Source organism: Candidatus Chloroploca mongolica (assembly GCF_004762035.2).
In the GTDB taxonomy this organism is placed as follows: domain Bacteria; phylum Chloroflexota; class Chloroflexia; order Chloroflexales; family Chloroflexaceae; genus Chloroploca; species Chloroploca mongolica.
This window is the reverse complement of sequence record NZ_SIJK02000026.1, coordinates 42,857-58,032: the sequence shown is the minus strand read 5'-3', so window position 1 is coordinate 58,032 and position 15,176 is coordinate 42,857. Positions and strand designations below refer to the sequence as shown.

14 protein-coding genes are annotated in these 15,176 nt (G+C 57.4%); 12 read left to right on the top strand and 2 right to left on the bottom strand.

All coding sequences use genetic code 11. The features are described 5' to 3' along the window. Window positions 1-12 precede the first annotated feature (12 nt). From EYB53_RS14790 to EYB53_RS14735, 12 genes are all read left to right on the top strand, one after another. Window positions 13-1,824 (top strand): AGE family epimerase/isomerase, encoded by a 1,812-nt coding sequence (locus EYB53_RS14790; RefSeq protein WP_254151086.1) that lies wholly within the window; start codon window positions 13-15, stop codon window positions 1,822-1,824. 128 nt (window positions 1,825-1,952) lie between these two features. Then, the gene (locus EYB53_RS14785) at window positions 1,953-2,288 is read left to right on the top strand and encodes an STAS domain-containing protein (protein ID WP_135479208.1); all 336 of its coding nucleotides are present in this window, start codon (window positions 1,953-1,955) and stop codon (window positions 2,286-2,288) included. Between the two features lie 22 nt (window positions 2,289-2,310). Further along, window positions 2,311-4,437 carry a glycogen debranching protein GlgX gene (gene glgX / locus EYB53_RS14780; RefSeq protein ID WP_205712665.1) on the top strand — a complete coding sequence of 709 codons (2,127 nt, stop codon included), beginning with the start codon at window positions 2,311-2,313 and terminating at the stop codon, window positions 4,435-4,437. An 11-nt stretch (window positions 4,438-4,448) separates the two neighbouring features. Next, entirely contained in the window at window positions 4,449-4,772 is a 324-nt protein-coding gene (locus EYB53_RS14775) for an STAS domain-containing protein (RefSeq protein ID WP_135479207.1), read from the top strand. A gap of 93 nt (window positions 4,773-4,865) precedes the next feature. Further along, window positions 4,866-5,288 carry an ATP-binding protein gene (locus tag EYB53_RS14770; protein WP_135479206.1) on the top strand — a complete coding sequence of 141 codons (423 nt, stop codon included), beginning with the start codon at window positions 4,866-4,868 and terminating at the stop codon, window positions 5,286-5,288. 10 nt (window positions 5,289-5,298) lie between these two features. Beyond that, entirely contained in the window at window positions 5,299-6,561 is a 1,263-nt protein-coding gene (locus EYB53_RS14765) for a PP2C family protein-serine/threonine phosphatase (protein ID WP_135479205.1), read from the top strand. A 41-nt stretch (window positions 6,562-6,602) separates the two neighbouring features. Beyond that, window positions 6,603-7,427, top strand: coding sequence for a MinD/ParA family ATP-binding protein (locus tag EYB53_RS14760; protein WP_135479204.1), 825 nt, complete (start codon window positions 6,603-6,605; stop codon window positions 7,425-7,427). 27 nt (window positions 7,428-7,454) lie between these two features. After that, window positions 7,455-8,219, top strand: coding sequence for a MinD/ParA family ATP-binding protein (locus EYB53_RS14755; RefSeq protein WP_097654179.1), 765 nt, complete (start codon window positions 7,455-7,457; stop codon window positions 8,217-8,219). Between the two features lie 25 nt (window positions 8,220-8,244). Continuing rightward, the gene (locus EYB53_RS14750; RefSeq protein ID WP_135479203.1) at window positions 8,245-9,399 is read left to right on the top strand and encodes an ECF transporter S component; all 1,155 of its coding nucleotides are present in this window, start codon (window positions 8,245-8,247) and stop codon (window positions 9,397-9,399) included. 31 nt (window positions 9,400-9,430) lie between these two features. After that, window positions 9,431-10,777, top strand: coding sequence for a hypothetical protein (locus EYB53_RS14745; RefSeq protein ID WP_135479202.1), 1,347 nt, complete (start codon window positions 9,431-9,433; stop codon window positions 10,775-10,777). A 6-nt stretch (window positions 10,778-10,783) separates the two neighbouring features. Further along, complete coding sequence (locus EYB53_RS14740) at window positions 10,784-12,157, top strand: phenylacetate--CoA ligase family protein (RefSeq protein ID WP_167857419.1); 1,374 nt, start codon at window positions 10,784-10,786, stop codon at window positions 12,155-12,157. Next, complete coding sequence (locus EYB53_RS14735; protein WP_167857418.1) at window positions 12,154-13,203, top strand: glutaminase; 1,050 nt, start codon at window positions 12,154-12,156, stop codon at window positions 13,201-13,203. Before EYB53_RS14740 ends, EYB53_RS14735 begins: the two co-directional genes overlap by 4 nt. 515 nt (window positions 13,204-13,718) lie before the next feature. On the opposite strand, the gene EYB53_RS14725 is transcribed toward EYB53_RS14735, so the two are convergent. Together EYB53_RS14725 and purN are read right to left on the bottom strand one after the other, a co-directional pair. Next, window positions 13,719-14,540: a beta/alpha barrel domain-containing protein gene (locus EYB53_RS14725; RefSeq protein ID WP_135479199.1), complete on the bottom strand. Its 822-nt coding sequence runs from the start codon at window positions 14,538-14,540 to the stop codon at window positions 13,719-13,721. Continuing rightward, window positions 14,540-15,175 (bottom strand): phosphoribosylglycinamide formyltransferase, encoded by a 636-nt coding sequence (purN, locus tag EYB53_RS14720; RefSeq protein ID WP_135479198.1) that lies wholly within the window; start codon window positions 15,173-15,175, stop codon window positions 14,540-14,542. The genes EYB53_RS14725 and purN overlap by 1 nt, the downstream gene beginning before the upstream one ends. Window position 15,176 lies beyond the last annotated feature (1 nt).

The following is a 15,176-nucleotide window of genomic DNA, read 5'->3' as shown; positions in this document are numbered from 1 at the left end:
GATGTGGACAGTATGCGGTTTTCGTTTGCCGATACAATCTCGGGCTATGTCACGCAGTTCAATCGAAGCGAAAAGAGCTTTACGCTCAAGACGAGTGATGGACGTGAATTCAATGTTGTGCTGACTCCGGCGGCCTACGGGCGCATTATGCAGAATCTCGAAGAGTCGTACATGGATTGTACGGGTCGCTTTGGGAGCTTGCTTGCCCCTGGTCAGTTTTTGCATGTCCACGGGATCTTCTATCCCAAGGGGGATAGTTATACCTTCGAGGCCAAGTTCCTTGTCTTTCCGGGTGATAACCCGACCGCGTACCGCCAGGAAGAACCAGACTGGTGGATCAATCAGATCCGTTCGATCGCCGATAGCTATGTGCGCTGGCAATTCAACTATCCCAACGAAGCGATTGACTACCGCAACTATCGTACCTTCTTGCACCTCGGGGGTACCAAAAAGGGTGACTTTTTGCAAGAGACCGATACTATCTCGCGGATGGTCTATGGTCTGGCCTCGGCCTATATGTTGACGGGCCAGGAGCATTTCCTCGAAGCCGCTGAGAAGGGTACCGTCTATTTGCGCGAGCATATGCGTTTCTATGATCCCGACGAGGATCTGGTCTATTGGTACCACGGCATTCAGGTGACCGGCAACCGCGAGCAGAAGTTGCTCACCTCGGAATTTGGCGACGACTACGACTCGCTTCCGATGTACGAGCAGATCTACGCGCTGGCCGGACCTATTCAGACCTATCGCATCACGGGTGATCCGCGGATCCTCTATGATGCCGAAAAGACAATTGATCTCTTTGATAAATACTATATTGACCGCGAGCAAGGCGGTTACTTCTCACATATTGACCCGATTTCGCTTGACCCACGTGCCGAGACGCTTAACCACAACCGGGCGCGCAAGAATTGGAACTCGGTCGGCGATCACGCCCCAGCGTACCTGATCAATCTCTATCTCGCGACGGGTGAGCAGCGCTATGCCGATTTCCTCGAAAACACCTTTGATACAATTGCGCGCTACTTCCCTGACTACGAGCATAGCCCGTTTGTGCAGGAAAAATTCTTTGAGGATTGGAGCCACGATACCGCCTGGGGCTGGCAGCAAAATCGTGCGGTGGTTGGGCACAACCTGAAGATCGCTTGGAACCTGATGCGGATGCAGAGCCTCAAGCCCAAAGAGGAGTATGAAGCTCTGGCGCGCAAGATTGCCGAGTTGATGCCAGCGGCGGGCAGTGACCAGCAGCGTGGTGGCTGGTATGACGTGGTTGAGCGGGTGCTCCGCCCGGGTGAAGAGCACTACCGCCATGTTTGGCACGACCGCAAAGCCTGGTGGCAGCAAGAACAGGCCATTCTCGCCTACCTGATTCTCCACGGCATCCTGAAAGATGACGAATACCTGAACCTCGCCCGTGAGTCGGCCTCGTTCTACAATGCCTTCTTCCTCGATCACGACGATGGCGGCGTCTACTTCAATGTGCTTGCCAATGGCCTGCCGTACCTGACGGGGACCGAACGCCTCAAGGGAAGCCACTCGATGAGTGCGTACCACTCCACCGAACTCTGTTACCTCTCGGCGGTCTATACCAATCTGCTGATCACCAAGCAGCCCTTGACGCTCTACTTCAAGCCGCAACCGGGCGGCTTCAAAGATAATATCTTGCGTGTGCAGCCCGACATTCTGCCCCCTGGCAGCATTCGGCTTGACCAGGTCTGGATTGATGATGCGCCGTACGCCAATTTTGATGCGGCTGCCCTGACGGTTACCTTGCCAGCTAGTGAGACCGCGCTGCGGGTGAAGGTGACGGTGGTACCTGTCTAAGCCTCTGACCGGCTGGGGGTTGGCCCTCAGGCCTTTGGTTCACTGGTCGCACACGTCAGCGTGGCTCGCTTGTGTGACCGGTGAAGCACCGGATTGCAGGGTGTCAGCCCTCAATGTATAGGAGTCTCATGGAAATCACGATTACGACACGCAACCAGCTTACCCTTGCCACACTTGTGGGCGAACTTGATGGCAAGACTGCGCCGACGGCTCAAGAGCGGATTGTGCCGCTCTGTCAAGGGGGTAGTCGTGTGCTGCTCGATATGAGCCAGGTGACCTATATGTCGAGCGCCGGTCTACGGCTGATGCTCTTGCTCTATCGTCAGGCCACCGGCACGGGTGCAACGCTTGCGCTGGCCGGGCTTTCAGAGGATCTGCAGGATACGATGTCGGCCACCGGTTTTTTGACCTACTTTACGGTCTACGACACCGTCGAGGCGGCTGAGGCAGCGCTCGGTCAGTAACGCTTGAGGCAAAGGGACGCTCATGAGTAATGCAGATCTGCAACGCATTGATATTAATCCGACCCATACCTACAATGGCTTCAGGTTGCGTCCCGGCAAGCCCTTGCCGTTTGGCGCAACGCTGGTGCCGGGCGGCGTCAATTTTTCGATCTATTCGAGTCATGCGACGGCATGTACCCTGGTGCTGTTTGTCAAGGGTCAGCCGCAACCTTATGCCGAGATTCCCTTTGCCGAGGAGTTTCGGATTGGCAATGTCTATGCGATGGTAGTCTTTGATCTTGACTATGAAAATATCGAGTATGGCTATCGCATGGATGGCCCGTTTGATCCGTCGGTCGGCCATCGGTTTGACCAGAGCAAGATTCTGCTCGATCCGTATGCCAAGGCGATTGGCGGGCGTGATGTCTGGGGTGTGCCTCCCGATTGGAACAATATCTATCACTATCGGGGCCGACTCACCTTTGATGATTTTGACTGGCAGGGCGACCGCCCGTTGCAGATTCCCAGCGAAGACATGGTGATCTACGAGATGCATGTGCGCGGTTTTACTCGTCATGCTTCGTCGGGCGTCAAGCACCCTGGTACCTTCGCCGCCATTCGCGAGAAGATCCCCTATCTCAAAGCGCTGGGGGTCAACTGCGTCGAATTGCTGCCAATCTACGAGTTTGATGAATTTGACGGGAGCCGTCCTCATCCCTGGGAAGAGGACAAGCTTCTGTTGAACTACTGGGGCTATAGCACGGTCGGCTTTTTTGCCCCCAAAGCGGCATATGCGGCAACCGGGCGGCTGGGCATGCAAGTCGACGAGTTCAAAGCGCTTGTGCGTGAGTTGCACGCCAATGGCATTCAGGTCTTGCTTGATGTCGTCTTTAACCACACCGCCGAGGGCAACGAAATGGGGCCGATGATCTCGTTTCGTGGCATTGATAACAAAACCTACTATATGCTCACGCCCGATGGTTACTACTGGAACTTCAGTGGTACCGGCAATACGTTGAACTGCAACAATCCGCTCGTGCGCAACATGGTGCTCGACTGTCTGCGCTACTGGGCGTCGGAATACCATATTGATGGTTTCCGGTTTGACCTGGCAGCCATTCTGGGGCGTGACCCGATTGGCATTCCGCTCTCAAACCCGCCGTTGCTAGAGAGCCTGGCGTATGACCCGATCCTGGCCAAGTGTGAATTGATCGCCGAAGCCTGGGACGCCGGTGGTCTCTACCAGGTCGGTTCCTTCCCCGCGTATGGGCGCTGGGCCGAGTGGAACGGCAAGTATCGCGACGATATGCGCCGCTTTCTCAAGGGCGATATGGATCTCATCGGCGCCGTCGCCCAGCGCCTTCAGGGTTCTCCTGACCTGTATGCGTGGCGTGGGCCGACCGCGTCGGTCAATTTCTTCTGTTGCCACGATGGTTTCACCCTTGCCGATCTGGTCTCGTATAACGACAAGCACAACGAGGCCAATGGCTGGGGCAATACCGATGGGGGCAACGACGACCATAGCTGGAACTGTGGGGTCGAGGGGCCAACTGATGACCCCGAGGTCAATGCCCTGCGGATGCGTCAGATGAAGAACGCCTTTGCGCTGCTGCTGGTGAGCCATGGGGTACCGATGTTCCTCATGGGTGACGAGATTGGGCATAGCCAGCAGGGCAACAATAACACCTATTGCCAGGACAACGAGCTAAACTGGCTTGACTGGGGATTGGTCGAACGCAATGCCGAACTGTTGCGCTTTGTCCAGCGGTGCATTGCCTTTCGGCATGCCCATCCTGTCCTGCGCAACCGCGAGCACCTGCGCAACTACGACTATGTTGGCAGCGGGTATGCCGACATTACCTGGCACGGGACCCGCGCCTGGCAGGCCGACTGGTCGGGCACGAGTCGCATCATCGCCTTTATGCTCTGCGGCAAACATGCGAAGAGCGGGACGGTCACTGACAACTATATCTATGTGGCGGCGAATATGTATTGGGATGCGTTGCCATTTGAGTTGCCCGGTCTGCCCGAAGGGATGCATTGGCATCTCTTTGCCAATACGGGGGCTGTCCCTGATGCGTATGAACCCGGCAGCGAACCACGGCTTGAGCCGCAGCACGAACTGCTGGTTGGCGGACGGAGTGTGGTCATTCTGGTTGGACACGAATGAAAGGAAGAACCATGGCCTTTACTTGTACCCTCACCCTGAACAACGAGGTTGCCCATATCACGCTGGCTGGCGAACTGGACGCTGCGGTCGCCCCGCAATTTCGGGCGAAGATCGAAGAAGCCGCTGCGGCCAAGGTCACGCGCCTTGTGCTCTTTATGAGCGAATTAGAATACATGGCGAGTGCGGGACTTCGTTCGCTTGCTTTTGCCAAGCAGAAAATGGGTGCGAATGTCGATATTTATATGGTTAGCGTGCAAGAGACGGTCGCCGAAACAATCACGATGACCGGCTTTCACAACAGCGTGATCATGGTCGAAAGCTATGATGAAGCGTAAGGGCAATGCGACGACGCTTGCTGCGTGAGCGATACCGAGTGGAGGCTGCGCCGGTGTGGTCACCTGGGGTAGCCTCGCTCAAGAGAGCAACCTATGCACGTGCTCACTGTACCAGCCGATCTTGATTCACTGGATGATGTCGGCAAATATGTGGTTGAGGCAGCATCTCAGGCCGGGCTTGACCGCAAAGCGGCCTATCGGCTGCGCCTGGCCGTTGACGAGATTATGACGAATATTATTAACTACGGCCACACCGAGGTCGGGCTTACGGGTGACGTGACCGTGCGGTCGGCGATTGAAGCTGACAAATTGACCATCATCCTGGAAGATCGGGCGCGACCCTTTGACCCCCGCGAACGGCCCGAACCCGAAGATCTGGATCGCCCCCTCGAAGAGCGGAACATTGGTGGTCTCGGGGTCTATCTCGCGCTCAAAGGAGTCGATCACTTTAACTACGAATATGTTGATCAGATGAACCGCAATATTTTTGTCATGTATCGGCCTCTACAAGCATAAGGGTGGAGCTATGGCGGCCCAGACGATCCTGATCATTGACGAACAAGCCGAGCGACGCAATCTGCTCCGCGGCCAGCTTGAAACCCTCGGTTATGTTGTGACGGCCCTCGACAATGGACGCGCAGCGCTTGATTTATTAAAGACCCAGCGTTTTGATCTGGCGCTGCTTGAGCTTGGTTTATGGGGGGCGATCAATAGCTACCAGGTTCTGGATCGGATGCGTGCCACTGGTGCGCTTATGATGACACCGGTGCTCATGATTGCGCCTGATGATAGTGACCCTGGCCTTGTACGCTGTTTCGAGATGGGGGCCATTGATTATATCCCGGCTTCGTGCTTGCCCCCGGTCGTCAAGGCGCGGGTGCAGGGCATGCTGGCACAACGCACCTTGCTTGAACATCAACAGAATGATGATCAGCAAGAGACCTTGTTGAAGATCGAGCGTGATGTCCAGATTGCCCGCCAGATCCAGCTCGGTTTTCTGCCGAGTCAGTTGCCGCAACTCACAGGGTGGGAGATCGCTGCACGATTTCATCCGGCGCGTGAAGTAGCGGGCGATTTTTATGATGCTTTCATGCTCACCCAGAATCGGCGCGTTGGCTTTGTGATTGCCGATGTGTGTGACAAGGGGGTTGGAGCCGCGCTCTTTATGTCTTTGTCGCGCAGCCTGGTGCGGGCTTTTGCCCAGCAGCACTATAGCTTGAGTGACTGGACCAACGTGCTTGGGGGTTCGGGGGATGCCTTTGCTCCTGTCTCGCGGCGCGAAAAGGGGCGGCAGGCTCTCCCAACGATTGGGGCGGCCTCGCTCAAGAATGCGATGGTACTGACGAACAACTATATCACCGACAACCATCTGGATATGAATATGTTCGTCACGCTCTTTTTCGGCGTCTTTGATCCAGTGACCGGTGCGCTGATCTATGCGAACGGGGGCCATTGTCCGCCGTTGATCGTTGGTCCTGATGGGATCCGCACGAAACTTGCGATGACCGGGCCGGCGGTAGGCTTGATCCCCGGGGCCGATTTTAACATTGCCCATGCCCAGATCGAGCCGGGCGAGATCCTCTTCTGTTATAGTGACGGGGTCACTGATGCCCGTAACCCCGAGCGCCAGTTCTTTGGCGAAAAGCGCCTGCTCCAACTCCTGGCCCAGCCAGCCGCGTCGGCGACCGAGGTGCTCGATCGGTTCGAACGCAATCTCCAGGCCCATATTGCCAGTGCTGACCAGTTCGATGACATTACCATGCTGGCGATTCAACGGATCGCTTCCTGAGGCTTGATCATGATCCATCCCCAAAGGGAGACTGTGCATTGATGATTGAGTGTGTCGTCTTTCATTCGGCACGTGCGGGTATCGGCAAATCGACGCTCGCCGCCAATACAGCCGCCCTGCTCGCTCGGCGTGGTCAACGGGTTGGCCTGCTTGATGCCAATGTGCAGGAGGGTGGGTTGACCTCCTTTTTTCGACTCGGGGCGAAAGCCATTGGCTCCACCCTCAACGACTTCTTGCTTGAGCGCTGCGAAGGCCTGGAGGCCTGGTATGATGTTACCCCCAACTGGCAGCTTGCGCCTGCGTCTGTTATCATGCCTCAGGCAGGTTCCATCTGGCTGATGCCGGCCAGTCCACGGCTTCGTGATCGGGCAGCCTTGTTGCAGACCGGCTTTCGTATCGAGCGGATCACTGATGATCTGATCGCGACGGCAGAGGCGTTGCAGCTTGACACACTCTTGATTGATACGCATGCCGGCATTCAAGAAGAGAGCATGCTGGCGATGCATTCGCTGGCCGTTGCCCAGACGCTGGTAGTGGTGCTTGGGCTTGATCAGCCCGATTATGCGGGGACGGCGGTGGCGGTTGATATTGCCGAGACGCTGCGGGTACCGCAGATTGTGCAGGTGGTCAATCAGATTAGTACGCTTTTTGATCCGGTACGGGTCAGCCAAGAGTTAGCTCAGACCTACCACCATCCTGTGCTGGCGTTGCTTCCTTATCATCCCGAACTTGCCGCGCTGGGGAGTGCCGACCTCTTTGTGCTGCGCTATCCCGAGCATGCCATCACCCGTGTGTTTGAACATCTCGCCGAGGCCTTGCTCACCCGCGTTGATCCGCTCCAGGCCATCGAACAACCGCCCGGTTGATCATAGTGAAACAGAGAAGGGCAACCAATGTCAAAGATTATCTCGATCCACTCGTTTCGTGGTGGCACCGGTAAATCGAATACGACGGCGAATATCACCGCACTCCTGGCCCAGCGTGGCCTACGGGTTGGGGTGGTGGACACTGATATTCAGTCACCGGGCATCCATGTGCTCTTTGGCCTGGATGAAGAGCATATCAGCCGCTCGCTGAACGATTATCTCTGGGGGAAGTGCGAAATTAAAGACGCGGCGATGGATGTGACCTCGATTTTGCAACAGTTCAAGCCTGGTCTCAAGGGGCAGGTCTTCTTGATTCCGTCGAGTATCAAGGCAGGTGAAATCGCCAAGATTCTCCGCGAGGGCTATGATGTAGGCTTGCTCAATGATGGGTTTCAACAATTGCTCGAAGACCTGCAACTCGATGTGTTGATGATTGATACCCACCCCGGGCTCAATGAAGAGACGTTGCTCTCGATTGCGATCTCGGATGCGCTGGCGATCATTATGCGCCCCGATAACCAGGATTATCAGGGAACCAGTGTGACAGTCGAGGTTGCCCGCAAGCTTGAGGTGCCCAATCTGCTCTTGGTGGTCAACAAAGTGCCGCCGGTCTTTGACTTTGACCATGTGCAGCAGAAGATCGAGCAGACCTATAACTGTCGTGTCGGCGCAATTCTGCCCCACTCTGACGAGATGATGGTCTTGTCGAGTTCAGGCATTTTTGTCTTGAAGTATCCCGACCACCCAATGACGGCGCGCCTCGAACGGCTGGCATCGTTGCTCATCGCGTAGATAACTTTCAAGGGGACGTGACGTGATGGATCGCCCTGCAATACAACCTGGATGGTGGTTTCTGGTGCGGATGGCCCTTCTCGGTGCTGTCCTCTATGCTGCTACCTCGTGGGTGACCGTCTTTGCGACGACGAGTTCAAGTGCGATTGCAGGTAATCTGCGCCCTGGCGTGGCGATCCCGATCTTCTTCGGGTTTGCCTTTGGCCCGCTGGTCGGGTTTGTGGTGGGCTTTGGGGGCAATCTGCTGGCTGATACGCTCACCGGGTTCGTCCAGTTTCCCCTTGATGCTTCCTCGCCTCAGGCACTTGCGGCGAGCCTGCAGATCAACTGGCAAGTTGCGAATGGTCTGCTGGGCCTGATTCCTGGTTTTGCCGTGCTGCGTCAGTGGTGTTATCAGACGCGGGAAGGCTTGCTGAAAGCGCTCGGGTTGACCTCGCTTGCCGTGGTGACGGCGGGTCTCTTTGCGGCGGTGCTCGATCCATTTGTCTTTGTCTATGAGGATCAGACGACGATCTGGCAGACGGTGGCGCGTGACAATCTTCCTCTGGTGCTGATTAATTGGATCTATGCGGCCGTCATTGTGCCGATCCTGCTCTTTAACTATGCGTATCGTCACCTCTATGGGCCAGCGATCTTTCGTGCTGGTTTGATGCAGCGCGTCTTGCTGACCGTTGTGATCTCGGCGGCTGTGCCGATCATTATGCTCAGCCTCTTTCTTCTTGAGGCAAATGCGCGCCTCAATGGAGGTTGGGCAGGCGCCTTTGGCGGTGTTTTCTTTCAGTTGGTGATTACCATTCTGATGACGACGGTCTTTATTATTACGAATGCGGCGTTGATGGCTCAGAGTATGACGAGGCCGCTGATTGAGTTGAGCGAGGCCGCTCGTGCGATGGAAAAGAATACGCTCACGGTGGCCCAGGCCGAGACGTTGAAAGCAGCCGCAGGTGACGATGAGATTGCCCAGTTGAGCCGGGTCTTTGGCACGATGGCTCAGGAGGTGATCCAACGCGAGCAGGAGCTGCGCAAGCATGTGCAGGAACTCCAGATCATGATTGACGAACATAAACGCACCGATCAGGTCAAGGAGATTGTTGAGACTGACTTTTTCCGTGATCTGAAGCAAAAGGCCCGCGAGATGCGTGAACGTGGCAAGGCGCAGCCTGCCTCGACCAACGAATAGTTGAATATGACATATCTAAAGCCAGGTGCCTATGCTGAAACGACAACTGCTCCTCCCTGGTGAATTTGGACGGGTGGGCTTGCTGGCTTTTTTGCTCTTTACGAATACGCTGGTGCTCGAGTCGAGCGAGGTGATTGCAACGAGTGGCTTTGTGAGCCAGGTGGGCGTTGATCAGATCCTGGTCGTCTGGGCAATGGTCATGCTGGTGGCGATGGTGACGTCGAGTCTCTATGCGCTCGTGGTTGATCGCGTTGACCGTATCTGGCTCGGTGTGGCCCTCTTTTTTGGGGCCAGCCTGGTCTATCTGGGGTTGTATGCGCTCTTTGTCGCCGATGTGCCTTCGTTTCTTGCCTATGGCCTGTTGGCGATCTTTACCGAACAGCAGTGGACACTGCTGCCCTTGCTGGTCTGGGCGCTCGCGAATGACCTCTTTTCTGTCGCTGCCGCCAAGCGGCTCTTCCCGCTCCTGTCGGCGTCGGTGATTATCGGTGGCGTGGTTGGCAATGCGCTGGCCGCCGCTCTTGGTCAGTGGCTTGGTGAGGCGACGCATCTGCTGCTGCTGCTCAATGGGGGGCTTCTGTTGCTCGGGGCAGCGGCGCTCGCGGTGATACGCCCCCGTCTGACGCTGACCCCACCCTCTGCGGAGGCCGGTGATCACGTGAGAGATATGGTCAAAGAGGGCTTCGAGTTTGTCCGCGAGGTGCCGGCCTATCGCTTTCTTGCGCTCATCATGATTTTGATGGGGTTTGCACTCAATACGATCCAGTATCAATTTCTTGTTGACCTGGCGGCGCACTATACCGGCCCGGGCCAGTTGCAGACTTTTTATGGGCTTTTCAAAATCGCCAGCGTTCCGGTGCTGCTCGTGATCCAGGCCTTCCTGACGCCCTGGCTGCTCAAGCAACCCGGGTTCAAAGGGATTTTTGCTGTGATGCCCGGCAGTATGTTCCTGGCGTTGCTGCTTATGCTCTTCTGGATTGCGCCCGTGGGTGGCTTGATGTTGACCGGCGCCATCATTGGCAACTACCTCATCCGCCTCGTGCTGACGGGCATTGATCAGCCGGCGCGGCAGGCCTTCCAGGGCCTGATCCCTGATCAACGCCGTGGTCGCGTCAGTACCTTTATGGAGGGCTATCTCTATCCGGCGGGGTCGATCCTGAGTTGTCTCGTGACAGGAGGGGTGGTGCTGCTGATGCAGCAGGGTTGGCTTGCTCCTCTGGTGGGGCGTAGTCTCTATCTCGGGGTTGCGACGATCAGTGCGCTGGTTGCGCTCATCCTGGCGCGGCAGCTCTATCTCAGTTATGACCAGAGTATGCTCAATTGGCGGCTCAAGCGGCGCCAGCATCGGCGGAGTGTGCTCGATCAACTGGAATTCTAAACGTCTATGCGCGCACTTTCATGGCGTGAACACCTGGCCTTGATGATTCAGTTTGCCCTGTTCTCTCCGGCTGTGGCACGCTTTCCTTTTCTTGATCAAGAAATCGTGAAAGCATATCAATTGAAACGACTTCAAAAACTGGTTACGCTTGCCTATAATCATACATGGTTTTATCATCAAAAGTATGCAGCCGCAGGTATGCATCCTTCGGATATCCAGAGCTTTGAGGATTTCAAGTCCTTGCCGACGGTGACCAAGGACGAGTTGATTGCCCATGGCGAGGCGATGATTGATCGGCGTATCCGGCGCGACCGCTTGATCGTCTCGCGAAGCTCGGGATCGTCGGGGAAGTTTGTGTCTGTCTACCTCGATAGCCAGAATTTTATTACGCAAGCGTTGCAGGTTATGCGTATGCTCAAAGAGTTTTATCCTGCCTATCGCCCAACCGATCGCGAGTTGCTTGTCTATACGTCGCCGTATCCGGTGCGCTCGCTGGGTGGCTTTTACCGGGTTTACTATGTCCATAATCTCTGCCCAGCCGCCGAGATCTTCGCTACGATGCGCCGCCTGCGCCCGGCGATTCTGGCGATCTATCCTTCGATCCTGCGCGAGCTTGTTACGCTCTATGGGGCGCAGTGTGCCACCCTGGGCCTCAAGGTTATTGTCACCAATTCGGAACACGCGACGCAAGAGGAACGCGATTATTTTGCTTCAGTCTTTGGCTGCCCGGTCTTCGATGAGTATTCATCCGAAGAACTCGCCAGCATTGCCCAGCAGTGTGTTCACAAACGCTATCATCTTGTCCAGGATTGTTCCTATATCGAGTTGCTGCATCCCGATTGTGATGGCCCGGTGGCGCCTGGTCAACTTGGCGAGCTTGTTGGAACCTGTTTGATCAATGCGGCGATGCCGATTATTCGCTACCGTCAGGGCGATATGGCGATCGCGGCTGATGATGACGCCTGTTCGTGTGGCAAGACGGCTCCGGTGTTGGCTGAATTGTCGGGACGCAAAAATACGGCCTTCAAGCAAGCCAATGCCCCCGATATCCCGTCGGGGCGTATCCTCGACTGGTCGTACGATCTGGTGCTGAAGCTGGCACTTGATGTTCGTGAGTTCCAGATCATCCAGGAAGAGCTCCATACGGTCAGGGTACGGCTTGTCACCGGCCAGCACTATCGGGCTGAGCGTGACAATGTCCTTGTCGCCCAGCATTTTTGCCAGACGTTCGGCCACCATTTTCAGGTTCGCGTTGAATGTGTGCCGTCTATTGCCAAGACACGTTCGGGCAAACATATTCCGATTCAGTCGCTGCTGGGCGCTGCCTCTGGGGCGGGCGTGGCGGCAGGATCGATGGCCAGAGGAGAAACCACATCATGAGCAGCGAAACCGACTCTGATGATTTGACGGCTCTCGTTCGTGGGATGAAAACGGTTACGTCCCCGATGCGGGCGTTGCTTGCCGATCTGCACCGCAAACTGGCCCCGTTGTCTGAAGGCCATCTTGCTGCGACTCTGCCCGAGTTGATGCGGGCCGATCCGAATTGGTTTGCTATTTGTGTGGTTGATACCAAAGGGCGGATGTATGAAATCGGTGATAGCCAGCAGGCTTTTACCATTCAGGCGCTGGCGCATCCGTTTATCTATGGTCTGGCGTTGATGGAAGAGGGCCGCGAGCGCCTTTTGGCCCATGTTGGGGTCGAGCCAGCGCACGAGAGTTTTCTCTTGAGTGATAACGCTGTCTTCCCTTTGCCCAATCCACTGGTTCCCTCGGGGGCGCTTGGCCTGCTGGCCCTGTTACGGGGGGCCAGTGTGACCGAGCGCCTCGAGAAGAATCTTGCCTTTTTTCGCCGCCTAGCCAACCGCGAGATGGTATCGGATGCCACGATGTTTACGGCAGCCCGTGCCGCAGGCCATCGCCACCGTGCGCTGGCTCATTTAATGTGCGACCGTGGCATGCTGTCTGACGGCATTGAATCGACGCTCGATCTCTTCTTTCAGCAGCAGGCATTGCTGGTGACCTGCCGTGATCTGGCGATGATGGCGGCTACCCTGGCGCATCATGGGCGCAATCCGGTGAGCAACGATGAGGTGATCGAGCCGCAGTATGTGCGTGATATCCTCAGTGTGATGTATACCTGCGGGATGCGCACCACGGCAGGGATGTGGGCCTATCGGGTCGGTTTGCCCGCCGAGAGTAGTAGCGCCGGGGCGATCATGTTGGTGGTACCAGGGCAATTGGGCCTGGCGGTCTTTTCGCCGCTGCTGAATGACCAGGGCCACAGCCTGCGTGGAATCAAGACCTGCGAGGCCTTCGCGGATCATTTCGGCCTCCACATGCTCGCCCCACCCGAACAACGCACCAAGCTCCAGGAAGCGCTGAGCATGCGCGGATCTGCCGCATCGGCGCGTTCGTCAACGCCGTAGCCAGTCTTGACAGGTTTGGGCGATTGCATCTTCCGTGTATGCACCCGCCAGGGCACCCGCAAGGGGTGCCCGTACACCGGGCCCGGCCCCCGCCGGGGTGCGCCGGGGCCGCGCACACCACCACGACGGCCCGGCCGACCTGTAGGGGCACCCCTTGCGGGTGCCCTGAACGCGAGACCGCCTATTTGTTGAACAGTCCGACAATGCGCCAGAGGTTGCTTGAGGCAAAAGAGCGGAGTGGTGGCATCACGCTTGAGGACGCACGTGCGAAGCTTAATCTTTGACCCCGCCGCATTTGAGGATCTCGCCTGGTGGGTGCAGCAAGACCGCAAAAAAGCTTTGCGGCTTATTCGTTTAATCCAAGAAACGCAGACTGATCCGTATGGTTCATTTGCGTCCTGATGCGCTCGGCTTCTGGAGAGCAAAGGCCACCTGCGTGACTTGAGTGAGCCCGCCAACGCAGGCCTCGCCTCCCATAGCCGAGGGTTTTGCCCGACGGTATCAACCGATTGCCCTTAGCCACAGACCTCCCAACGCGCCGGCGCATGCAGATCGGTGAGTAGCACGGTGTCGAGGCTGACGGCGGTGGCCCCGGCCTCGAGCAAGGCGCGTGCGGCGGCAAGGTTCGTGACGCCGCCGCCGGCAATGATGGGCACGGTCACGGCTTCGGCGAGCGCGGTGAGCTGGCGTAAGACGATGGGGTGTACCGCTGGCCCGTAGAGCAAGCCTTCACGGTAGCCAGTTGCGCTTGCGACGGCAGCGGGCAGGCCGTCAGTCAGGGCCAGGCAGTCGGCCCCGGCCGCAACGACAGCCTCGGCGATGGCAAGCATCGTTGCCATTTCGCCTGACAATCTGGCGATCAATGGCAAGGGTGTTGTAGCCCGCGCTGCCGTGATCAGACTCTGTGCTGCGTGTGGTGTCAGGGCTTCAGAGGCAGCAAGGGCGAGCTCGATCCCGCGCACGGCCTCGCTCGCCTCAAGTTCAGTCAGCAGGCGTTCGAGTTCCGCCGGATGTTCGGCGGCGACACTCACGATGACGGGCAGATTCCAGTTCCGCCAGAGTGGAGCAAAGCGCTCGCGTACCGTACGAACCCCGGGATTGGCCTGTTGATCAGCAAGCAGCAGGCCCGCCGGGGTCTCGTGGATCTGCGGGTGTGTACGGATTGGGCGCAGCGTCGTGGTGCGGGTGATCAATGCACCGAGCCCGTGGGGCGCTGGTTGACTGGTCAACCCGAGTTGGCGGGCGACTTCAACGCCATAGCCGACGCTGCCCGCACCCGCTACGAGGGGCGTTGCCAGGCTGAGTGTATACGGATTGTGGGGCGCAAGATCATACATCAGCGTTGGGCCAGACTTCGCACCACCTCGACAATCAGGCGGCGCTCTTCAACCTTGATTCGTTCGTGAAGACTTGCGGGGGTATCATCGGGGCGCAGGGGCACTTCGGCGCGGGCAAGCACCGGCCCATCGTCCACCCGGGGCGTCACCCGATGAATCGTACAGCCGCTCACCGGCAACCTACGTTGCACCGCCTCGTCAACCACGTGTGCGCCACGCAGGGCGGGTATGACCAGGCCCGTGCTTGTTGTTACGGTATCGCTGCTATCATCGGGCAAAAGCGCAGGATGCTGATTGATCACCCGCTGCGGGAACCAGTTCAAAAAGGCTGGCGAAAGAATCCGCATAAAGCCCGCGAGCACCACGAGATCGGGGGTAAAGGTCGCCGTTACCCCCGCGAGGCGTTGCTCCCACGCGGCGCGCACCATCGCCCGTTGCGGGCCACGCGGCGCGGCGGGCAACGGCACATGCGCCGTTGCTACCCCGCGCTGCAGCGCACGTTGCAGCCCATATGCGGTAGCCTGGTCACTTACGACCAGGCTCACCTGCGCCCCCAGCTGCCCGGCATCTTCGGCCTCGAAGAGCGCCTGAAGATTCGAGCCTGTGCCACTAAGCAAAACCGCAACCTGATACATA